22 protein-coding genes and 1 other RNA gene are annotated in these 21,531 nt (G+C 63.8%); 8 read left to right on the top strand and 15 right to left on the bottom strand.

The window, feature by feature from the left end; all coding sequences use genetic code 11:
• Positions 1 to 77 precede the first annotated feature (77 nt).
• Both rnpB and rsmI read right to left on the bottom strand, forming a co-directional pair.
• An RNA gene (gene rnpB, locus VQ067_RS23635) (RNase P RNA component class A) lies at positions 78 to 427 on the bottom strand.
• A gap of 40 nt (positions 428 to 467) precedes the next feature.
• Positions 468 to 1,316, bottom strand: a complete 849-nt coding sequence (gene rsmI, locus VQ067_RS23640; protein WP_003134739.1) for a 16S rRNA (cytidine(1402)-2'-O)-methyltransferase — start codon at positions 1,314 to 1,316, stop codon at positions 468 to 470.
• A 126-nt stretch (positions 1,317 to 1,442) separates the two neighbouring features.
• Here rsmI and VQ067_RS23645 point away from each other — a divergent pair, with 126 nt between their 5' ends.
• From VQ067_RS23645 to VQ067_RS23660, 4 genes are read left to right on the top strand one after another with little or no spacing between them, the layout of a single operon-like run.
• Entirely contained in the window at positions 1,443 to 3,257 is a 1,815-nt protein-coding gene (locus VQ067_RS23645) for a penicillin-binding protein activator (protein ID WP_033991147.1), read from the top strand.
• Positions 3,254 to 3,631, top strand: a complete 378-nt coding sequence (locus VQ067_RS23650; RefSeq protein WP_033984897.1) for a YraN family protein — start codon at positions 3,254 to 3,256, stop codon at positions 3,629 to 3,631. Before VQ067_RS23645 ends, VQ067_RS23650 begins: the two co-directional genes overlap by 4 nt.
• Positions 3,632 to 3,659: 28 nt before the next feature.
• Positions 3,660 to 4,253: a phosphoheptose isomerase gene (locus VQ067_RS23655; RefSeq protein ID WP_003094149.1), complete on the top strand. Its 594-nt coding sequence runs from the start codon at positions 3,660 to 3,662 to the stop codon at positions 4,251 to 4,253.
• The gene (locus VQ067_RS23660) at positions 4,250 to 4,828 is read left to right on the top strand and encodes a BON domain-containing protein (RefSeq protein ID WP_003094151.1); all 579 of its coding nucleotides are present in this window, start codon (positions 4,250 to 4,252) and stop codon (positions 4,826 to 4,828) included. Before VQ067_RS23655 ends, VQ067_RS23660 begins: the two co-directional genes overlap by 4 nt.
• Positions 4,829 to 4,884: 56 nt before the next feature.
• Here the strand turns inward: VQ067_RS23660 and VQ067_RS23665 are convergent, their stop codons facing one another.
• The 7 genes from VQ067_RS23665 to rplM form a co-directional block, all read right to left on the bottom strand.
• Positions 4,885 to 5,292 (bottom strand): ClpXP protease specificity-enhancing factor, encoded by a 408-nt coding sequence (locus VQ067_RS23665; RefSeq protein WP_003094153.1) that lies wholly within the window; start codon positions 5,290 to 5,292, stop codon positions 4,885 to 4,887.
• 11 nt (positions 5,293 to 5,303) lie between these two features.
• A complete protein-coding gene (locus VQ067_RS23670) occupies positions 5,304 to 5,921 on the bottom strand; it encodes a glutathione S-transferase N-terminal domain-containing protein (protein WP_009875902.1) in 618 nt (205 codons plus the stop codon).
• A gap of 85 nt (positions 5,922 to 6,006) precedes the next feature.
• Positions 6,007 to 6,789, bottom strand: coding sequence for a cytochrome c1 (locus VQ067_RS23675; RefSeq protein WP_003094157.1), 783 nt, complete (start codon positions 6,787 to 6,789; stop codon positions 6,007 to 6,009).
• The gene (locus VQ067_RS23680; RefSeq protein WP_003094159.1) at positions 6,789 to 8,000 is read right to left on the bottom strand and encodes a cytochrome b; all 1,212 of its coding nucleotides are present in this window, start codon (positions 7,998 to 8,000) and stop codon (positions 6,789 to 6,791) included. Before VQ067_RS23680 ends, VQ067_RS23675 begins: the two co-directional genes overlap by 1 nt.
• Positions 8,000 to 8,593: a ubiquinol-cytochrome c reductase iron-sulfur subunit gene (gene petA / locus VQ067_RS23685; protein ID WP_003100631.1), complete on the bottom strand. Its 594-nt coding sequence runs from the start codon at positions 8,591 to 8,593 to the stop codon at positions 8,000 to 8,002. Before petA ends, VQ067_RS23680 begins: the two co-directional genes overlap by 1 nt.
• Before the next feature lie 249 nt (positions 8,594 to 8,842).
• Positions 8,843 to 9,235, bottom strand: coding sequence for a 30S ribosomal protein S9 (gene rpsI, locus VQ067_RS23690; protein WP_003098810.1), 393 nt, complete (start codon positions 9,233 to 9,235; stop codon positions 8,843 to 8,845).
• Between the two features lie 14 nt (positions 9,236 to 9,249).
• A complete protein-coding gene (gene rplM, locus VQ067_RS23695) occupies positions 9,250 to 9,678 on the bottom strand; it encodes a 50S ribosomal protein L13 (protein WP_003094164.1) in 429 nt (142 codons plus the stop codon).
• A gap of 245 nt (positions 9,679 to 9,923) precedes the next feature.
• Between rplM and VQ067_RS23700 the strand changes: the two genes are divergently transcribed.
• On the top strand, positions 9,924 to 10,961 hold the full coding sequence (locus VQ067_RS23700; protein ID WP_033991146.1) for an NADP(H)-dependent aldo-keto reductase: 1,038 nt from the start codon (positions 9,924 to 9,926) through the stop codon (positions 10,959 to 10,961).
• A gap of 85 nt (positions 10,962 to 11,046) precedes the next feature.
• Here the strand turns inward: VQ067_RS23700 and VQ067_RS23705 are convergent, their stop codons facing one another.
• Entirely contained in the window at positions 11,047 to 12,192 is a 1,146-nt protein-coding gene (locus VQ067_RS23705; protein WP_003134747.1) for an acyl-CoA dehydrogenase family protein, read from the bottom strand.
• A gap of 253 nt (positions 12,193 to 12,445) precedes the next feature.
• Here VQ067_RS23705 and VQ067_RS23710 point away from each other — a divergent pair, with 253 nt between their 5' ends.
• Positions 12,446 to 13,345, top strand: a complete 900-nt coding sequence (locus VQ067_RS23710) for a GlxA family transcriptional regulator (protein ID WP_003120906.1) — start codon at positions 12,446 to 12,448, stop codon at positions 13,343 to 13,345.
• Between the two features lie 158 nt (positions 13,346 to 13,503).
• On the top strand, positions 13,504 to 14,466 hold the full coding sequence (locus VQ067_RS23715; RefSeq protein WP_015503532.1) for a hypothetical protein: 963 nt from the start codon (positions 13,504 to 13,506) through the stop codon (positions 14,464 to 14,466).
• 64 nt (positions 14,467 to 14,530) lie between these two features.
• Here VQ067_RS23715 and zapE read toward each other — a convergent pair whose 3' ends face one another.
• The 3 genes from zapE to VQ067_RS23730 form a co-directional block, all read right to left on the bottom strand.
• Positions 14,531 to 15,625, bottom strand: coding sequence for a cell division protein ZapE (gene zapE, locus VQ067_RS23720; protein ID WP_003094297.1), 1,095 nt, complete (start codon positions 15,623 to 15,625; stop codon positions 14,531 to 14,533).
• A gap of 94 nt (positions 15,626 to 15,719) precedes the next feature.
• Positions 15,720 to 17,066: a tryptophan--tRNA ligase gene (locus VQ067_RS23725; RefSeq protein WP_003094300.1), complete on the bottom strand. Its 1,347-nt coding sequence runs from the start codon at positions 17,064 to 17,066 to the stop codon at positions 15,720 to 15,722.
• A 67-nt stretch (positions 17,067 to 17,133) separates the two neighbouring features.
• Positions 17,134 to 17,763: an alpha/beta hydrolase gene (locus tag VQ067_RS23730; RefSeq protein ID WP_003094302.1), complete on the bottom strand. Its 630-nt coding sequence runs from the start codon at positions 17,761 to 17,763 to the stop codon at positions 17,134 to 17,136.
• Positions 17,764 to 17,907: 144 nt separating this feature from the next.
• Here VQ067_RS23730 and VQ067_RS23735 point away from each other — a divergent pair, with 144 nt between their 5' ends.
• Positions 17,908 to 18,354, top strand: coding sequence for a YhcB family protein (locus tag VQ067_RS23735; protein ID WP_003094304.1), 447 nt, complete (start codon positions 17,908 to 17,910; stop codon positions 18,352 to 18,354).
• Between the two features lie 73 nt (positions 18,355 to 18,427).
• On the opposite strand, the gene cysN is transcribed toward VQ067_RS23735, so the two are convergent.
• On the bottom strand, positions 18,428 to 20,329 hold the full coding sequence (gene cysN, locus VQ067_RS23740) for a sulfate adenylyltransferase subunit CysN (protein ID WP_003110029.1): 1,902 nt from the start codon (positions 20,327 to 20,329) through the stop codon (positions 18,428 to 18,430).
• Positions 20,330 to 20,340: 11 nt separating this feature from the next.
• Positions 20,341 to 21,258, bottom strand: coding sequence for a sulfate adenylyltransferase subunit CysD (cysD, locus tag VQ067_RS23745; protein ID WP_003094311.1), 918 nt, complete (start codon positions 21,256 to 21,258; stop codon positions 20,341 to 20,343).
• Between the last annotated feature and the right edge of the window lie 273 nt (positions 21,259 to 21,531).

Below are 21,531 nucleotides of genomic sequence, written 5' to 3' on the forward strand. Positions count from 1 at the left end.
ATTTATCAAGAGTTGCGGCTTTTCGCTTTTGCGACGGACGGATAAAACCGGGAAAAAGCGAAGAGAGTGGGAAGAAGTGGGAGAGTCGATCTATAAGCCGGGTTCTGTCGAGGACAGCCATTCCTCTGGGACGCACATCACTGTACGCCTCAAGCGACCTACCCGAATCCAACGCGGGCCGCGCCAATGGATTCCTATTTGGTCTTGCTCCGAGTGGGGTTTACCTAGCCACGCACTGTTGCCAGCCGTGCGGTGCGCTCTTACCGCACCTTTTCACCCTTACCGGCGCTGTTGCGCTTAGGCGGTTATTTTCTGTGGCACTTTCCGTAGGCTCGCGCCTCCCAGGCGTTACCTGGCACTCTGCCCTATGGAGCCCGGACTTTCCTCCACCGCGCTATTGCGCGACAGCGACTGTCCAATCGACTCTCCGCCGACAAGGTTAGCGGGAGCAGGCGCGAAGAACAAGCTCAACTCTTCCCTTGGCGCTGCAAAGCCTGTTGATACAAAAGGTTTTTTCGCACCCCGGTGATTTCCGCCGCCAGCGCCGCGGCTTTCTTCAACGGCAGCTCGGCAAGCAGCAGGTCGAGCACCCTGAGCGCCTCTGCACCGATCGACTCCTCGCCTTCCGGCGCCTGCCACCCCGCCACCAGCACAACGCACTCACCGCGCTGCTGGTTGCTGTCCGACGCGACCCAATCGTGCAGTTCGGCCAACGGCAGGCTGCGAATGGTCTCGAAGGTCTTGCTCAGCTCCCGCGCCAGCACCGCACGGCGCTCCCCGCCGAACACGTCGCGCATGTCCGCCAGGCTTTCCAGCAGACGATGGGGCGCCTCGTAGAAAATCAGCGTGCGTGGCTCTTCCTGTACCGCCTGGAGGCGGCTGCGTCGTCCCGCAGCCTTGGCGGGCAGGAAACCTTCGAAGATGAACCGGTCCGACGGCAATCCCGCCGCCGACAGCGCCGCGATCAGCGCGCAGGAGCCCGGCACCGGGACCACCCGGATACCCAGCGCCTGTGCCTGGCGCACCAGGTGGAAGCCGGGATCGGAAATCAGCGGGGTACCGGCGTCCGAGATCAGCGCGACGTCCTCCCCCCCCTGCAGCCGGGAGATGAAGCGCCCGCCCTCCTCGCGCTCGTTGTGCTCGTGGCAGGCCGCCAATGGCGTCTCAATGCCGAAGTGCTGGAACAGCCGGATCGAATGGCGGGTATCCTCCGCAGCCACCAGGGCCACCTCCCGCAGCACCCGCAGGGCGCGCGGGGTGATGTCGTCGAGATTGCCGATCGGGGTCGCCACTACGAACAGAGTGCCTGCTGACACGAAAATACCTCGGGAGCTATCTGAAAAGGCGGCATTGTATCGCGATTCAGGGTGCCGCCATCGCACCCGAGGCGGGCCTCCGGTACAATCGGCGACTCTTCGTGAATGCGCCATGAGAAGCCCTATATGATCGCTTGCCTGCGTCCGCTTTCTGCTCTGATCCTGGCCGGTCTGCTGACCGCCTGCGCGACCTCGTCCAATTCCGGACTGGGCGAACTTCCCCGTACGCCGAATGCCAGCATCGAGCAGTTGTTGCAACAGGCCAGCCAGAGCAAGCCCGAGGAAGCGGCGCTGCTGCGCCTCTCGGCAGCGGACCTTGCCTACCAGCAGAAGGACCTCGCCAGGTCCACCGCCATCCTGGGACAGATCCCGCTGGAAAGCCTGAAGCCGGCCCAGCAGGTCTTCGCCAGCACCCTGAACGCCGAACTGGCCCTCGCCCGCAGCAAGCCCAAGGCCGCCCTGCAGGCATTGCAGCATCCGAGCATGCAGCATCTCAGCGAGCTGCCGGTGACCCAGCAGGTTCGTACCCAGCGCGCCAAGGCCCAGGCCCTCGCCGCCGACGGCCAGGTCCTTGCCGCAGCCAAGGAGCGCATCTACTTCGCCCCGCTGCTCGAGGGCCCGGCGGTGATCGAGAACCAGGAAAAGATCTGGACCCTGGTCAGCAGCCTGCCGGTCGACCAGTTGCAACCGAGCGCCAACGAAGGCGACCTCAGCGGCTGGCTGGCCCTGGCACGCATCACCAAGACCTCGGCGACCCTGCAGCAACAGCAGGCCAGCATCGAGAGCTGGCAACAGCAGAACCCCGAGCACCCGGCGGCCAAGCACTTGCCGGCGGCGCTGGAGAAACTCAAGACGCTGTCCCAGCAGCCGCTGACCCGCATCGCCCTCCTGCTACCCCAGCAGGGGCAGTTGGCCAACGTCGCCCGGGCCCTGCAGGACGGCTTCCTCGCCGCCCACTTCCAGGCCCAGCAGGCCGGCCAGAACCCTCCTTCGATCAAGCTCTACGACAGTACCCAGGTGCGCTCGCTAGATGACTTCTACCGCCAGGCCCAGGCCGATGGCGTCGAACTGGTCGTCGGTCCCCTGGAGAAGCCGCTGGTCAAGCAACTCGCCAACCGCGAGCAACTGCCGATCACCACCCTCGCACTCAACTACAGCGACAACAGCCAGGAAGGCCCGGCGCAGCTGTTCCAGTTCGGCCTCGCCGCCGAGGACGAAGCGCGCGCGGTGGCCAGCCGGGCCTGGGGCGACGGCATGCGCCGGGCCGTGGCGCTGGTGCCGCGCGGCGAATGGGGCGACCGCGTGCTGGCCGCCTTCAGCCAGAGCTGGCAGTCCGCGGGCGGCAGCCTGATCGCCGCCGAGCATGTCGACCAGCCGGTACAACTGGCGCAACAGATCGCCGACCTGCTGCAACTGCGCCAGAGCGAAGGCCGCGCCCAGCGCCTGCAGGGCGCCCTCGGCAGCCAGATCGCCACCCAGCCGTCGCGCCGCCAGGACATCGACTTCGTGTTCCTCGCCGCCACCCCGCAGCAGGCCCGCCAGATCAAGCCGACCCTGGCCTTCCAGTACGCCGGCGACCTTCCGGTCTACGCCACTTCGCACCTCTACACCGGGACCAACAACCCGACCCAGGACCAGGACCTCAACGGCATCCGCTTCTGCGAGACCCCGTGGCTGCTCAACCCCAGCGACCCGACCCGCCAGCAGGTCGCCGCCCAATGGCCCCAGGCCAACGGCAGCATGGGCCGCCTCTACGCTATGGGCGTCGACGCCTACCGCCTCGCTCCGCGTCTGCCTGAACTGAAGGCCGTGCCGAGCCTGCAGATCGACGGCCTGACCGGTACCCTGAGCCTGAATCCGACCCAGCGCATCGAACGCCAGTTGCAATGGGCCGAGTTCCGCAATGGCCAGGTCCAGCCGCTGGGGACCACCAGCTTTTGACCGATAGGGAAAGCTCCCGGGACAAGGGGCGCCAGGCCGAGGAACTGGCCTGCGCCCATCTACGGCGACAGGGCCTTGCCACACTTGGCAAGAATTGGAGCTGTCGCCGCGGAGAGCTCGATCTGGTCATGCTCGACGGCGATACAGTAGTATTCGTCGAAGTCCGCTCCCGCCGGCATCGCGCCTGGGGCGGAGCCCTGGAGAGCATCGACGCGCGCAAGCGGCAACGCCTGATTCTCTCCGCCGAACTTTTTCTGCAACAGGAGGCGCGCTGGGCCAAACGCCCCTGTCGCTTCGATGTGGTCACCGTCGATACCAGCGACGGACAATCACCACCGCGACTGGACTGGATTCAGAACGCATTCGACGCCTGATCAGCCGCCCCACCGAAGGTCATTACCGATGGACATGCAACACCGTATCCGCCAGCTCTTCCAGGCCAGCATCGAGACCAAGCAGCAGGCGCTGGAAGTACTGCCTCCCTATATCGAGCAAGCCAGCCTGGTGATGGTCAATGCGCTGCTCAACGAGGGCAAGATCCTCTCCTGCGGCAATGGCGGCTCGGCCGGCGATGCCCAGCACTTCTCCTCCGAACTGCTCAACCGCTTCGAGCGCGAACGTCCGAGCCTGCCGGCCGTGGCCCTGACCACCGACAGCTCGACCATCACCTCGATCGCCAACGACTACAGCTACAACGAAGTCTTCTCCAAGCAGATCCGCGCCCTGGGCCAGCCGGGCGACGTCCTGCTGGCGATTTCCACCAGCGGCAATTCGGCCAACGTGATCCAGGCCATCCAGGCTGCCCACGATCGCGAGATGCTGGTGGTCGCCCTGACCGGCCGCGACGGTGGCGGCATGGCTTCGCTGCTGCTGCCGGAAGACGTGGAGATCCGCGTTCCTTCCAAGATCACCGCACGCATCCAGGAAGTCCACCTGCTGGCCATCCACTGCCTCTGCGACCTGATCGACCGCCAACTGTTCGGGAGTGAAGAATGAGCCGTACCGCCTTCGTCGCCGCCACCCTGGCCCTGAGCCTGGCCCTGGGAGGCTGCAGCAGTTTCCTCAGCGCCACCCGGGACAAACCGATCGACGACGATCGCGGGACCCGAACCATCGGCAGCAAGATCGACGACTCGCTGATCGAGACCAAGGCCGCGGTGAACATCGCCAAGGCCGATCCGGCCCTGGACAAGGACTCTCACATCGTCGTGGTCAGCTACAACGGCATCGTGCTGATCGCCGGCCAGACCCCGCGCGCCGACCTCAAGAGCAAGGCCGAGCAGGCCGCACGCACGGTGCAGAAGGTCAAGAACGTGCATAACGAACTGCAGGTGACCTCGCCCTCCTCCCTGCTCGCCCGCAACAACGACGCCTGGATCACCACCAAGCTGAAGACCCAGATGCTCAGCGATCCCAACGTGCCCTCGTCGCGGATCAAGGTGGTCACCGAGAACGGCATCGTCTACATGATGGGCCTGGTCAACCAGCAGGAAGCCGCCCAGGCTGTCCGCGTCGCCCAGGGCGTCGACGGGGTGCAGAAGATCGTCAAGCTGTTCGAATACATAAACTGAAGAACAGCGAACGAAAAAAAGGCGATCCTTCGATCGCCTTTTTCATTGCTCGCCGTTTACTTGACCACCTTCAGGGATGGCCTGCCACTGGGACGCGGCGGCTCATCGGACGGCCCACCATCGTCATCGCCCGGCTCGTCGTCCACCGGACCCGGCTGCTCCAGATCGAAGACCATGCCCTGGCCGTTTTCCCGGGCGTAGATGGCCATTACCGCCAGCGCTGGAATGTACAGGCTCTGCGCCACGCCGCCGAAACGCCCCTCGAAGCTGACCGCCTCGTTGTCCATGTGCAGATGCCGCACGGCAGAGGGCGAGACATTGAGCACGATCTGCCCATCGCTGGCATAGCCCGGAGGCACCTTTACCCCGGCGAACTCTGCGTTCACCAGGATATGCGGCGTGCAATCGTTGTCGACGATCCATTCATAGAGCGCGCGGACCAGATAGGGACGGCTGGAATTCATCTTCATGTTCCTTAACGCATATCTCGTTCAACGGAAGACAGGCTGACCCGGAAGCTTTCCCGGGCGAATCCGCGCTCCATGTAGTCGAGCAACGGCTTGGCCTGCCGCGGCAACTCGATGCCCAGCAGCGGCAGACGCCAGAGGATCGGCAACAGGCAGCAATCCACCAGGCTGAAATCCTCGCTGAGGAAATATGCCTTGTCGGCGAACAGCGGGGAAACCCCGGTCAGGCTCTCGCGCAACTCCTTGCGCGCCTGGACCCGCTCGGCCTCCTTGCTGCGCGCATCCAGGATCCGGTCCACCAGGGAACACCAGTCCCGCTGGATACGATGGATCAACAGGCGGCTGTTGGCACGCTTCACCGGATAATCGGGCAGCAGCGGCGGATGCGGATAGCGTTCGTCGAGGTATTCCATGACCACCGTCGGCTCGTACAGCGCCAGGTCGCGATCGACCAGGGTCGGTACGCTGCCGTAGGGGTTGACCTCCGCCAGCATCGGCGGACAGCGGCCCGCCTCGATATCGATCACCTCTACCGCCACGTTCTTCTCGGCCAGGACCAGGCGGATGCGATGGCAGTAATGATCGGCAGGGTCGGAATAGCAGGTCAGCTTGTTGATTGAAGCCATGGAGCCCTCCTCGCAGGTCGACTTGTGGGAGGTGAAAAGACGCGCGCGCCCCGTAGGGCGCGCGCTTCGAAGACCAACGTGCGGGTTAGTGCACGTCCTTCCAGTACTCGCGTTTGAGGAGATAGGCGAATACGAAGAAGAAGGCCAGGTAGAGCAGGACGTAGGTACCGATACGCTCGGAGGCCAGCTTGTTCGGGTTGGCCGAATAGGCCAGGAAGGTCACCAGGTTCTTGACCTTCTCGTCGAACTGAGCTTCGTTCAGTTCGCCGGTCTTCGGCACCACGGTCAACTGGTCACAAGCTTCGTGAGTCAGCGGGGTACCGGTCAACGGATCGAACTGCTTCTTGCCATCCTCGACCACCTGTACCTGCTTGCAGCCGATCACCTGGCGTCCCTGCAGGGGCGCCAGGACGTTCGGCATGCCGACGTTGGGGAAGATCACGTTGTTCACGCCCCACGGACGCTTGGGATCCTCGTAGAACGAGCGCAGGTAGCTGTACAGCCAGTCGGTGCCGCGTACGCGGGCAACCAGGGTCAGATCCGGCGGAGCGGCGCCGAACCAGGTCTTGGCGTCGGCCGGCTTCATGCCGATGTCCATGTGGTCGCCGATCTTGGCGCCGGTGAACACCAGCTTCTCCATCATCAGATCGGCAGGAATGCCCAGGTCGGTGGCGACACGCTCGTAACGCTGGAACTTGGCGCTATGGCAGCCCATGCAGTAGTTGGCGAAGGTACGCGCGCCATCCTGCATGGCCGCCTTGTCGGTCAGGTCGATGTCGACATGATCCAGTTGCGGCCCATGGCCGCCAGCGGCGAAACCCAGGACTGGCAGTACCGCCAGAATCAGTGCAGCGAATTGCTTTTTCATCAGCCAGTCACCCTTTCCGGAACCGGTTTGGTCTTCTCCATCCGGGTGTAGAACGGCATCAGGATGAAGAAGGCGAAATACAGGACGGTGCAAACGCGCGACAGGGTAGTACCCAGCGGGCTCGGAGCCTGGGCGCCGTAGTAGCCGAGGATCACGAAGGACACCGCGAAGATCACCAGCCACAGCTTGCTCAGCCAGCCCTTGTAGCGGATCGAGCGAACCGGGCTGCGATCCAGCCACGGCAGGACGAACAGCACGGCGATCGCCGCACCCATCGCCACCACGCCCATCAGCTTGTCCGGAACCGCGCGGAGGATCGCGTAGAACGGGGTGAAGTACCAGACCGGAGCGATGTGCTCGGGGGTCTTGAACTGGTTGGCCATCTCGAAGTTGGGCTTCTCGAGGAAGTAGCCGCCCATTTCCGGGAAGAAGAAGATCACGGTGCAGAAGATGAACAGGAACACCACCACACCGACGATATCCTTCACGGTGTAGTACGGATGGAACGCGATGCCGTCCAGCGGTACGCCGTTCTCGTCCTTCTTCTTCTTGATGTCAACGCCGTCCGGGTTGTTCGAACCGACTTCGTGCAGCGCCAGGATGTGCAGCACGACCAGGCCGAGCAGGACGATCGGCAGGGCGATCACATGCAGGGCGAAGAAGCGGTTCAGGGTGATGCCGGAGATCAGGAAGTCACCGCGGATCCACTGGGCCAGGTCTTCGCCGACCACCGGAATCGCGCCGAACAGGGAAATGATCACCTGGGCGCCCCAGTAGGACATCTGACCCCAAGGCAGCAGGTAGCCCATGAAGGCCTCGGCCATCAGCGCCAGGTAGATCAGCATGCCGAAGATCCACACCAGCTCGCGCGGCTTCTGATAGGAGCCGTAGAGCAGGCCGCGGAACATGTGCAGGTAGACCACGATGAAGAACGCCGATGCACCGGTGGAGTGCATGTAGCGAATGATCCAGCCGTAGTCGACATCGCGCATGATGTATTCGACGGAAGCGAACGCCTCTTCGGCCGACGGCGTGAAGCTCATGGTCAGCCAGATGCCGGTGAGGATCTGGTTGACCAGCACCAGCAGCGCCAGGGAACCGAAGAAATACCAGAAGTTGAAGTTCTTCGGTGCGTAGTACTTGCTCAGATGGTCTTCCCACATCTTGGTCGCGGGAAAACGCGCATCGACCCAAGCCATGAACTTGTTCATCAGGCTTTCTCCTGGTCCACGCCGATGGTGATGACGTCGTCAGCATCGAACGTATAAGGCGGAATCGGCAGGTTCAGCGGCGCTGGCTGGCCTTTGTAGACACGACCGGCGAGGTCGTAGTGGGAGCCGTGGCAAGGGCAGAAGTAGCCGCCCTTCCAGTCCGGACCGAGGTCGGCGGGGGCGACTTCGGGACGGAAGGTCGGCGAGCAGCCCAGGTGGGTGCAGATGCCGACGATCACCGCCAGTTCCGGCTTGATCGAGCGAAGCTTGGGATCGACGTACTCCGGCTGCTCCGAGGCCTTGGAGTCCGGGTCGGCCAGTTGTCCTTCGAGGCTCGGCAGGGCGTCCAGCATCTCCTTCGTGCGGTGCACGATGAATACAGGCTTGCCGCGCCATTCAGCGATGATCTGCTGACCTGGATCGATCTTGCCCACGTTCACCTGCACCGGCGCGCCAGCAGCCTTGGCTTTGGCACTGGGGAACCATGACCCTACGAACGGGACCGCAGCACCCACCGCTCCCGCCGCGCCAACCACAGAGGTGGCCGCGACGAGGAAGCGACGCCGGCCTGCATTCACGCCGTCATTACTCATTCAGTCGTCTCCCATCAGCTTCAGACCTGTTCTAATCAGGCCTTTAAGTAAAAATTCGAGCCGCGCAAAAAATTCGCCAAATGGTAAAGAAAACCCCCTTTGATGACAAGGTAATAGCCTGACACAAAACGCCCGAAACCCTTGTAGGGCGCGCCCTTCGGCCATGCGACACCTTGCCGCAGAGTTAAAGCGTAGACATAAAAAAACGCCCAGCTCCGAAGAGGTGGGCGTTTTTCAGCAAGCGTCGAATTAACGCTTGGAGTACTGCGGACGCTTACGCGCTTTACGCAGACCGACTTTCTTACGCTCGACTTCACGGGCATCGCGAGTCACGTAGCCGGCCTTGCGCAGCGAGCTACGCAGGGTTTCGTCGTACTCGATCAGGGCACGGGTGATGCCGTGACGGATCGCACCGGCCTGACCGCTTACGCCACCGCCAACGACGGTAACGAAGATGTCGAACTTCTCGACGGTCTCGGTCAGCTCGAGCGGCTGACGCACGACCATGCGAGCGGTTTCACGACCGAAGAACTGATCGAGACCACGGTTGTTGATGGAAATCTTGCCAGTACCCGGACGCAGGAAGACGCGAGCGGTAGCGGTCTTACGACGGCCAGTGCCGTAATTTTGAGTCGCCGACATAATGAGCTATCCCGTTAAATCTTCAGTTCTTGGGGCTGCTGAGCGGTGTGCGGGTGGCTGGCACCCTTGTACACCTTCAGCTTGCGATACATATCGCGACCCAGAGGGTTCTTCGGCAGCATGCCTTTTACAGCGGTCTCGATGACGCGCTCAGGGGCCTTGGCGATCAGCTTCTCGAAGTTGATCGACTTGATGCCGCCCGGGAAGCCGGAGTGGTGGTAGTACATCTTGTCGGTGGTCTTGGCACCGGTCACACGCACCTGCTCGGCGTTGATGACGACGATGTAGTCGCCGGTGTCAACGTGCGGAGTGTACTCAGGCTTGTGCTTGCCACGCAGGCGGCGGGCAATTTCGGTCGCCAGACGACCCAGGGTCTGGCCGGCAGCGTCGACGACGAACCAGTCGCGCTGTACAGTTTCCGGTTTCGCGGTATAGGTTTTCATTCGTTATAGCCTCAGGGGCCGCCTGAAAATAAGACGGCGAATCTTACTGGACAGTGGTTGCCTTGACAAGTCAAGGACAGCCGAAAACAGACACGAATTGGGGCTCGGGTCGGTGTGCGTCCGTAACGACTAGATACATCGATCGGCAGGCTTGGCATCCCCCACCGATGAAAGGCTGCGGAATTATGCAGATTTCGCCAGAATTTACAACCGCATTAACCACTTAATTTCACGAGGACACCCGCATGGAGTATCGCCCGCTCGGCCGCACCGATCTGAAAGTCAGCGCCCTCTGCCTCGGCACCATGACCTGGGGCGAGCAGAACAGCGAGCAGGACGCCTTCGCCCAGATCGCCAGGGCCAAGGCCGCCGGGATCAATTTCATGGATACCGCCGAAATGTATCCGGTGCCGCCCCGCGCCGAGACCTACGCCAGCACCGAGCGCATCATCGGCAACTGTTTCCGCCGCAGCGGCGACCGCGCCGACTGGATCCTCGCCAGCAAGATCGCCGGCCCCGGCAACGGCATCAGCCATGTGCGCGACGGCAACCTCAAGTTCAACCGCCAGCACATCGTCGCCGCCCTCGATGCCAGCCTGGAGCGCCTGCAGACAGACTGGCTGGACCTCTACCAGTTGCACTGGCCGGAGCGGCGGACCAACTTCTTCGGCCAGCTCGGCTACCAGCACCAGGAAGAGAGCTTCACACCGCTGGAGGAAACCCTGGAAGTGCTCGACGAGCAGGTGCGCGCCGGCAAGATCCGCCACATCGGCCTGTCCAACGAGACACCCTGGGGCACCATGACCTTCCTCAGGCTCGCCGAGGAGCGCGGCTGGCCGCGCGCGGTATCGATCCAGAACCCCTACAACCTGCTCAACCGCAGCTTCGAGGTGGGCCTGGCGGAAATCGCCATCCGCGAGCAGTGCGGCCTGTTGGCCTACTCGCCGATGGCCTTCGGCATGCTTTCCGGCAAGTACGCGGACGGCGCCCGCCCGGCCAACGCGCGCATCAGTCTCTACAGTCGCTTCACCCGCTACACCAACCCGCAGGCGGAAGCGGCCTGCGCGCGCTACGTGGCGGTGGCCCGCGAACATGGACTGGAACCGGCGCAGATGGCACTGGCCTACGTCACTTCGCGGCCGTTCGTGACCAGCAACATCATCGGCGCGACCTCGCTGGAACAGCTGGAAACCAATCTCGGCAGCGTCGACCTGAGGCTGGACGAGGAGGTGCTCGCCGGTATCGATGCGATCCACCGGGAGCAACCGAACCCGGCTCCCTGAGGCTCCAGGGGCCTGGCGGTGCCGGCGGGTTCGGCGGACAACCGCGCGATGCGGTCGTTCGCCCCTCCCGGTGGCCAGGAGCGCCTCACAGGGCCCGCGCGATGATCTCCTTCATGATCTCGTTGGTACCGGCGTAGATCCGCTGTACCCGGGCATCGGCCCAGGCCCGCGCCACCGGATATTCCCACATGAAGCCGTAGCCGCCGTGCAACTGCACGCATTCGTCGAGCACCTTGCATTGCAGGTCCGTCGTCCAGTACTTGCACATGGCGGCGGTGGGTACGTCCAGCTTGCCCTGGAGATGCAGCTCCATGCAGCGATCGACGAAGACCCGGCCGACCTGGATCTCGGTAGCCATCTCGGCAAGCTTGAAGCGGGTATTCTGGAAGTCCGCCACCGACTTGCCGAACGCCTTGCGCTCGCGAGTGTAGTCGAGCGTCCATTGCAGGGCCGCCTCGGCCGACGCCAGCGCGCCGATACCGACGGTCAGGCGCTCCTGCGGCAGCTCCTGCATCAGGTAGATGAATCCCTGGCCGTCCTTGCCGAGCAGGTTCTCCCGGGGAATCCGCACATCCTGGAAGAACAGCTCGGAGGTGTCCTGGGCCTTCATCCCGACCTTCTCCAGGCGCTTGCCCTTGCTGAAGCCCGGCGTACCCGCCTCGACCACGAACAGGCTTATGCCCTTGGCGCCAGCCTTCGGATCGGTCTTCGCCACCACGATCACCAGGTCGGCGAGGAAGCCGTTGGTGATGAAGGTCTTCGAGCCATTGATGACGTACTCGTCGCCATCCAGTACCGCCGTGGTCTTCACCCCTTGCAGGTCGGAACCGGCCCCCGGCTCGGTCATGGCGATGGCCGCGACCATCTCGCCGGATACCAGCTTCGGCAGGTACTTGCGCTTCAGCGCCTCGCTGCCGTAGTGAAGGATGTAGGGCGCAGCGATGTCCGAATGCAGGGAGAAACCGATCCCGGTCAGGCCGGCCCGACCGATCTCTTCGATGACCACGGCGCTGTAGAGGAAGTCCGCGCCCATCCCGCCATACTCTTCCGGCAGGTGCGAACAGAGCATTCCGGCCTCGCCGGCCTTGTTCCAGAGCGCGCGGTCGACATGCCCATCCTTTTCCCATTGGTGATGGAAAGGCACGGCTTCCTGTTCGAGAAACTTGCGCACGCTGTCGCGAAACAGTTCGTGGTCGGAGCTGAACAGGGTTCTCGGTATCATCGTGGTCACCTGGAAACGGTCTGGGATCGGGTTGGCTGCACGCGGCAGGTCTTCGACTGTAGGGAAATGCCCCGACCGACGCACTGGACAGTTGCGCCAAAAAATAAGACGATCCAGCCGCCTTTTGACCGCTTTCCCTTACTCACAACAACGATAAAAATCCATGCGCGCTCAATCCGCTCCGGTGCTGAAACATGTCGGCATCGTCGCCATCGACGGCGTCTTCGCCTCGACCCTGATGCAGGCCAAGGACTTCTTCCACATGGCCAGCCTGCGCCACGGCAAGCAGCAGGGCCTCGGTCTCCAGCCGGCCTTCCGCACCCGCATCCTCAGCCCCGACGGCCAGCCGGTACGCAGCTTCAGCGGCGACAGCATCGCCGTCGACGGTCCCCTCGCCGCCTGCGATATCGTGGTCCTGCCCGCCTTCTGGGGCGACTTCGACGCGCTCGAACGGCGCTATCCGCAAATCGTTCCCTGGTTGCGCCGCAGCCATGCCGAGGGAACCGCCCTCTGCGGCGAGGCGACCGGGGTCTTCTGGCTGGCCCAGGCAGGCCTGCTGGATGGCAAGGAAGCGACCACCTACTGGCGCTTCTATCGGGAATTCGCCGAACGCTTCCCGAACGTGCTGCTCAACCAGGAGAAGCACCTGACCGATGCCGACGACCTGTTCTGCGCCAGCGGCGTCACCTCCGCCTGCGACCTCTACATCTATCTGATCGAGCGTTTCTGCGGCGGATCGGTGGCCCAGGCGGTGGCCCGGGATACCCTCTACGAAGTACAGCGCAGCTACACCCCAGGGCGTATCGGCTTCGGCGGACAGAAGCTGCACCATGACCCGACGATCCTGCAGATCCAGCAATGGCTGGAAGACCACTTCGCCGACAAGTTCCGTTTCGAGGACGTCGCCCGCGACCACGGCATGAGCATCCGCAACTTCATGCGGCGCTTCCAGGCCGCTACCGGCGACAAGCCACTGCACTACCTGCAGCGACTGCGGATCGAGACCGCCAAGGGCATGCTCTCGAGCACGCGCAAGAGCATCAAGACGATCAGCTACGAGGTCGGCTACGACGACGCCAGCTTCTTCGCCCGCCTGTTCCGCCAGCACACCGAACTCTCTCCCCACCATTACCGTCGCCAGTTCATGCAGAAGGAAAGCTGAGCCGGACATCGCCAGGCCTGCCCGAACGGCATCGGCGCCGGCGCTTTCCCTACAGAACCTAGGATAGGTAGCCAGGTCGGCCTTCGCGGGTTCTCATGAATCCGCAGGCCCGCCGCAGACGCGGGCGTTCCGAACAACGACAAGAACGGACCTTTGCCATGCGCCTTTATCTGCTCGCCTTCCTGGCCCTCTTCGGTATGAATGCTATGGCCGCCGACAACTGGAAAGCCTTCCCCTACGACCAGAGCGCCTATGACTATCCAGGCGACAAGTTGAAGGAAGCCTGGCCGCGCCTGACCCGCGGCTTCGGCGACTATCCCTATCCGGACGCCGACTGGGTGGTGAACATGGCGACCGCCCATCCGGATGCCCTGGAAAAGACCGTGAAGGCCGGCACCGGCTTCACCGGCAAGCCGGAAGAGGCCGCGCAATATGCGGCGCGCCTGCAGGATGTCTGGCGCCTGCTGTTCCGCGGCGACTACGCCAAGGCCAAGGAGCAGGGACTGGCCCTGGGAGTCGGCGGCCAGGTACCGGCGATGTTCGCCCAGGTGCTCTACGCCATGTTCCTGGCTCCCGACCAGGCGGAGAAACAGCGCCTGCTCGAAGAGGTCATCGACTACACCAATCAGGCCGGCCCGCTGGTCAAGGCCGATATCGTCGCCCAGTTCGGCAGCGTCTACGCCAAGGCGCGCCTGGCCGAGGAGCTATCGGTACCGGTAGTGCTCAAGCGCGGCTATACCAGCGAAATCCCCAAGGAACTGGACGCCCTCCTGGCCAGGCAACCCAACCAGCCGTTCGCCCTGGCGCTCTACGGCGGCTACGAGGCGGGAGTGATCCGCAAGGTCGGCAAGCTGGTCGGCAAGATGACCTACGGGGTCAGCGCCGACAAGATGGAACAGTACTTCGCCCGCTCCTTCCGCCAGGCCAACGACCTGCCGATCGGCCACTACGAGTACGCCAACGCGCTGACCTACGTATACGGCGACGACGAGCGGGAGAAGGCCATCGCCCAACTGAAGCAGGCCGTGGCGATCAAGCCGATCAACGCCATGGAAGCCCTCGAAGTGGCCCATGCGAAGAAGCTCCTCGCCGGCTTCGAGCAGAACACCGCGCAGCGCTGAAACGCCGCGCGTCCATGAAAAAAGGGGTTGCCATCGGCAACCCCTTTCTCGTTTCCGCCCCGGATCAGGGCCGGTGCGGACGCGTCAGGTATTCGTGGGACTGCATTTCCAGCAGACGACTGAGGGTGCGCTGGAATTCGAACTCCAGCCGGCCGCCGCTGTAGAGATCCTTTAGCTCGACCTCGGCGGAGATGATCAGCTTGACGCTGCGGTCGTAGAACTCATCCACCAGGTTGATGAAACGCCGCGCCATGTCGTCCTTGGTGACGCCCATCTGCTCGACGTTGGAGATCAGCACGGCGTGGAAAATCTTCGCCAGCTCGATGTAGTCGTTCTGGCTGCGCGGGCCGTCGCACAGCTCGCGGAATTCGAACCAGGCCACGTCGTCGCAGGTCAGGCGCGCGCGGATCTCGCGGTTCTCGATCATCAGCGCCTCGTCGCGCTGGGCCTTGGCACAGTCCGGGGTCAGGGCCTTGAAGCTGCGCGCCATCTCCTCCTCGACCTGTTCACTGAGCGGCCAGTGGAACAGCTCGGCCTGCTCCAGCGCGCGCAGGCGATAGTCGACGCCGCTATCGACGTTGACGATCTCGGTATGCTCCTTGAGCAGGGCGATCGCCGGCAGGAAACGGGCGCGTTGCAGGCCGTCCTTGTACAGGCCGTCCGGCACGATGTTGGAGGTCGCCACCAGGCTCACGCCGTTCTTGAACAGCTCTTCCAGCAGGGTGGCGAGGATCATCGCATCGGTGATGTCGGAGACGAAGAACTCGTCGAAGCAGATCACCCGCGCCTCGTCGGCGAAGCGCTTGCCGATGATGGTCAGCGGGTTCTTCTCGCCCTTGAGGGTCTTCAGTTCTTCGTGCACCCGCTTCATGAAGCGGTGGAAGTGCGTGCGTACCTTCTGCTCGAACGGCAGCGACTCGAAGAAAGTGTCCACCAGGTAGGTCTTGCCACGGCCGACGCCGCCCCAGAAATACAGGCCCTTCACCGGCCCACCGGACTTCCTGCCGAGCAGCTTGCCGAACAGGCCGGGCTTGGCGTGGTCGGCGGCGACCAGGTCATCGTAGAGGCGTTGCAGATGCTTCACGGCATTCGCCTGTGCGGCATCGTGGAAGAAATCGGGGCGTTGGAGATCGGCCTGGTAGCGCTCGAGGGGCGTCATGATCGGTAGCAATGCAACGAAAACGGGGCCGTCACTTTAGCGACGACCCCGTCTCTTGGCAATCGGCCATCCGTCGAGGATGTACCGGGGCTGCCTACTCCTGCGGTGCCAGCGCTTCGCGGGTGCGCTCGATGGCGGCGTCACGGGCGGCGGCGTCGGCGAAGGCCGGGCTCTGCGCCACCGCCTCGCCATCCAGCCACAGGCCAAAGGCATTGCCCTCGGCCCGCAGGTCAGCAGTCTCGCCAGCCAGCAGGCGCTTGCTCACCGCACCGGCGGCCTTGCCGTCGGCGAAGGCGCGGGACAGCAGTAGCTGTTCGCCGGCGGCGTCCAGCAGGCGGAAGCGGAAGCTGCCGTCGTCGTCGCGGAAGCTGACCAGGCGCGCAGCCTTGGCGGCCTTCTTCTTGCCGCTCTCGGTACTTTTCAGCGGCTCGCGCAGGGAGCGCAGGCCGACTGCCTCGCGCAACTCGGCGATGAATGGGGTGGCGATGCGGCGCGCCTTGGCGGCGCCGGCGAGGAGAATGTCCTCGATATCGTCCGGCTTGGCGATCAGCGCCTGGTAACGCTCGCGAGCCTCACCCAGTTCGTTGTCGAGCAACTGGAACAGGCGCTGCTTGGCTTCGCCCCAGGCCAGGCCGTCGAGCAGTTCCTGACGGAACGCGGCGACCTGTTCGGCACTGGCGAAGGCCGAGTAAAGAAGGAACAGGTGCGAACTGTCCGGGTCCTTCGGCTCGCCCGGCGCGCGCGAGTCGGTGACGATGCGTGCGATGGCGTCCTTGAGCTGCCTGGACGGGCTGAACAGCGGGATGGTGTTGTCGTAGCTCTTGGACATCTTGCGCCCGTCCAGGCCCGGCAGGGTGGCGACGTTTTCCTCGATCACCGCTTCGGGCAGGACGAAGAACTCGCGGCCGTTGCCGAACAGGTGGTTGAAACGCTGGCCGATGTCGCGGGCCATCTCCACGTGCTGCACCTGGTCGCGCCCGACCGGGATCTTGTGCGCGTTGAACATCAGGATGTCCGCGGCCATCAGCACCGGATAGCTGTAGAGGCCCATGGTCACGCCGGCGTCCGGGTCTTCGCCAGCCTCGACATTGCGGTCCACCGCGGCCTTGTAGGCATGCGCGCGGTTGAGCAGACCCTTGGCACTGACGCAGGTGAGCAACCAGGTCAGCTCGGGAATCTCGGGGATGTCCGACTGCCGGTAGAAGGTCGCACGCTCGACGTCCAGGCCGCCGGCCAGCCAGGTCGCGGCGATTTCCAGGCGCGAGCGCTGGATACGAGCGGGATCGTCGCACTTGATCAAGGCGTGGTAGTCCGCCAGGAAGTAGAACGAATCCACGTCGCTCCGACGGCTGGCGAGGATCGCCGGGCGGATGGCGCCGGCGTAGTTGCCCAGGTGCGGAGTGCCGGTAGGAGTGATGCCGGTCAGGATACGAGTAGTCATGCGATACCAGATGTCAGGCAAAGAAAAGAATGGCGCGCCGGATGGTAGCAGGGCCGGCGCGACAACGTCAGTCCTGCAGGCGTGGCAGCAACAGGTCCTTCAGATCGATCAGCTTGCCATGGAAGAAATGTCCGCTTTCCGCCACCCGCAACAGCTCGTGCGGTCGTGCCAGGGACTCGCTCCAGGCATATACCGCGGCCGGCGTGACCACGTCGTCATCCTCCGGCTGCACCACGGTCAGCGGGCAACGCGCAGGCAGGCTGACCGCGAAGCGTTCCACCGGCGGCGCGATCATGAACAGCCGCGCCAGCCCGACGCCCTCCGCTTCCAGGCGACCCGCCAGATTGCCGGCGACGCAGGAGCCGAAGGAAAAGCCCATCAGTGTCAGCGGCAACCCCGGATGGCGTGCCAGCAACCAGCGCGCGGCGGCCTCGGCGTCGTCGATCTCGCCGATCCCCTCGCCATAGCTGCCAGCGCTCTGGCCAACGCCACGGAAGTTGAAACGCAGGGTCGCCAGGCCGGCATCGCGGGCGCTGCGTTGCAGAGTGGCGACCACCTTGTTCTGCATGGTGCCGGCGAACAGCGGGTGCGGATGGCAGACCAGGGCGATGCCGCGGGCATCGGGCAGATCGAGGTGCAGGGCTTCCAGCGGCCCGCAGGGGCCATCGATGGATACAGGGATTTCGCGGGTAGACAAACAGGAACTCCGTGACCCCGGCTCGGGTCGACTCGTCTAGCAGATTACTCCAAGCGACACAGGCACTTACTCGCGTGCCGTGGTATACAGCTCGGACTCAAGCCGTTAACGTAAAGCAAAGCCGTCTATAGAGGAAGGATTCGCGTGGAACAGTCGCTCACCGCCTGGCTGCTGCCGGCCCTCGCCCTGGTCGCCGGGGTCGCCATCGGTTTTCTGATCGCCCGCCTGCTGCCCAACGCCGCGCCGAACAAGGTGCAACGCCAGATGGACGACCTGCAGGACCGCTTCGACAGCTATCAGCGCGAAGTCGTGACCCATTTCAACACCACCGCCAGCCTCGTGAAGAAGCTGACCCAGAGCTACCAGGACGTGCAGGAGCACCTCTCCGACGGCGCCCAGCGTCTGGCCCTGGACGAACAGACCCGCCAGCGCCTGCTGGCCGCGCTGCATGCCGACGAGGCCTACCCGGCCGAGCGCCGCGAGCGCCTGACTCCGCCGGCCTCCGGTGAAGTGCCGAAGGACTATGCGCCGAAGAGCCCGGACAGCCCCGGCACCCTCGACGCCACCTACGGCCTGAAAGGCAAGTACTGACGCGCTGCGCGAACCTGCCGACGCCCATGAAAAAGCCCCGCATCAGCGGGGCTTTTTCATGGCTGCGAGACGATCAGATCGCCTGGCGTTCGCGCAACAGGTCGAGCACCTGCTTCACGCCGTCCTCGACGCTCAGCGCCTGGGTATCGATCACCAGGTCGGCATCCAGCGGCACGTCGTAGGGGAAGGACTCGCCGGGGATATTGTCCTCGCCCGCCGCATACAGCCCCTGGGGATCGCGTTCGCGGCAGACCTGCGGCGACGCCTGCACATAGACGGTGATCAGGCGCTCGGCGCCGATCAGCGCCCTGGCCTGCTCGCGCCCTTCCGCGCTCGGCGCGACGAAGGCGCAGAGGCTGATCAACCCGGCCTCGTTGAACTGCTTGGCGACATGGGCGGTACGCAGCCAGTTCTCGGTGCGTCCGGCGCGGTCCTGCGGCAACCCCTTGTTCAGGTCGTGGCGCAGGTTCTGCCCGTCCAGCACGTAGACCGCGCGGCCCATATCGAACAGCTTGCGCTCCACGGCGTAGGCCAGGGTGCTCTTGCCGGCGCCGGAGAGGCCGCTGAACAGTACGGTCGCCGGCTGCTGGCCGAAGCGGCCGGCACGCTCCTCGCGCGTCACATGGGCATTCGAACCGTGATGCGCGCTGCTGCCATGGGCCGCCGGCGGAGCGGAGACGATCATGCCGGCGCCAACGGTGCCGTTGGTCAGGCGATCGATGACGATGAAGGCGCCGGTGGTGCGGTTCTGCTCATAGCCATCGAGCGCGATGGGCGCGTCCAGGCTGACCTTGACCCTGGCGATCTCGTTCAGCTTCAGCTCGCTGCCCGGGGTCCGCTCCAGGGTATTCACGTCCACCTTGTGGACGATGCTCGGAATCGAACCCGGCACATAGCTGGTAGCGCGCTTGATATCGTACTTCTTGCCCGGAAGCATCGGCTCCTCGGCCATCCACACCAGCATGGCATCGAAGCCGTCGGTGACCAGCGGGCGATTGTCGGCATGCACCAGCATGTCGCCGCGGGAAACGTCGATCTCGTCTTCCAGGGTCAGGGTGACGGCCTGGCCGGGACCGGCCTGCTCCAGTTCGCCCTCGAAGGTGACGATGGATTTCACCTTGCTGCCCTTGCCCGACGGCAAGGCCACCACCTCGTCGCCCTTGCGCACCACGCCGCTGGCCAGGGTGCCGGCGAAACCGCGGAAGTTCAGGTTCGGCCGGTTCACGTACTGCACCGGGAAGCGCATGTCATCGAGGTTGCGGTCGGCTGCGATCTCGACGGTTTCGAGGATTTCCATCAGCGACTGGCCGGCGTACCAGGGCGAACGCTCGGACTTGTTGACCACGTTGTCGCCCTTGAGCGCCGACATCGGCACGAAGTGCAGCGAACTGGTCTTCAGACCGATCTTCTCGGCAAAGGCCAGGTAGTCGGCCTTGATCTGTTCGAAGACACCCTGGTCGAAGTCCTTCAGGTCCATCTTGTTGATGGCGACCACGATATGCCGGATGCCCAGCAGGGACGCGATGAAACTGTGCCGGCGGGTCTGGGTCTGCACGCCGTAGCGGGCATCGATCAGGATGATCGCCAGGTCGCAGGTCGAGGCACCGGTGGCCATGTTGCGGGTGTACTGCTCATGACCGGGCGTGTCTGCGATGATGAACTTGCGCTTGGCGGTGCTGAAGTAGCGGTACGCCACGTCGATGGTGATGCCCTGCTCACGCTCGGCCTGCAGGCCGTCGACCAGCAGCGCCAGGTCGACGTCGTCGCCCGTGGTGCCGACTTTCTTCGAGTCGCGGGTGATGGCCTCGAGGTGATCCTCGTAGATCATCTTGGAGTCATGCAGCAGGCGCCCGATCAGGGTGCTCTTGCCGTCATCGACGTTGCCGCAGGTAAGGAAGCGCAGCAGTTCCTTGCGTTCGTGCTGCCCCAGGTAGGCGAGGATGTCCTCGCTGATCAGATCGGATTGATGAGACATGCTGCGTACCCTCAGAAATAGCCCTGACGTTTCTTTTCTTCCATCGAACCGGCCTGGTCATGGTCGATGACCCGGCCCTGGCGTTCGGAAGTACGCGTCAGGAGCATTTCCTGGATGATTTCCGGCAGCGTGGTGGCGCTGGACTCGACCGCGCCGGTGAGCGGGTAGCAGCCGAGGGTACGGAAGCGCACCATGCGCTTCTCGATGCGGGCTTTCTCTTCGTCAGAGAGATGCTCGAGGATGCGCTCGTCGTCGATCATGATCAGCGTGCCGTTCTTCTCGATAACCTCGCGCTCGGCGGCGAAGTACAGCGGGACGATCGGGATGCCTTCCAGGTAGATGTATTGCCAGATGTCCAGCTCGGTCCAGTTGGACAGCGGGAAGACGCGGATCGACTCGCCCTTCTTCACCTTGCCGTTGTAGATGTTCCACAGCTCGGGACGCTGGTTCTTCGGGTCCCAGCGGTGCTTGCTGTCGCGGAACGAATAGACCCGTTCCTTGGCCCGCGACTTCTCCTCGTCGCGGCGCGCACCGCCGAAGGCAGCGTCGAAACCGTACTTGTCCAGGGCCTGCTTGAGTCCCTCGGTCTTCATCACATCGGTGTGCTTGGCGCTGCCGTGGGTGAACGGGTTGATGCCCTGGGCGACGCCGTCCGGGTTGACGTGGGTGATCAGGTCCAGGCCCATTTCCTCGACCATCCGATCGCGGAACCTGTACATCTCCTGGAATTTCCAGCGGGTGTCCACGTGCATCACCGGGAAGGGCAGCTTGCCGGGGAAGAAGGCCTTGCGGGCCAGGTGCAGCATGACCGCGGAATCCTTGCCGATCGAGTACAGCATCACCGGGTTATCGAACTCGGCGGCCACCTCGCGGATGATGTGGATGCTTTCCGCCTCCAGCTGTTTCAGGTGCGTCAGTTTGTCGACCATGGCTACTCACGGAATTGCTTATGGACGGCCGTCGGGCCGTAGACGAACGCGCACTCTATCACAGCGCAAGGCTCTAAAAGATTCGCCATTTATACCGAAAAAATATACCCATATAGCCATCAGCGCTCAGCCTCGCAGCCGGCGAAAACACTGGCGTCGAGAGGTTTTCCAGGGGCGTTTCGCAGACCGGGCGGACAAAGCTGAGACGGCATCGTCCCGGACCGGACAAAGCCGTCGCCGCGACAGCGAGCAGACGGTCCGCCCCCCTTTCGG

This window comes from Pseudomonas sp. KBN12P06040 (genome assembly GCF_037574965.1).
Taxonomy (GTDB): Bacteria; Pseudomonadota; Gammaproteobacteria; order Pseudomonadales; family Pseudomonadaceae; genus Pseudomonas; species Pseudomonas aeruginosa.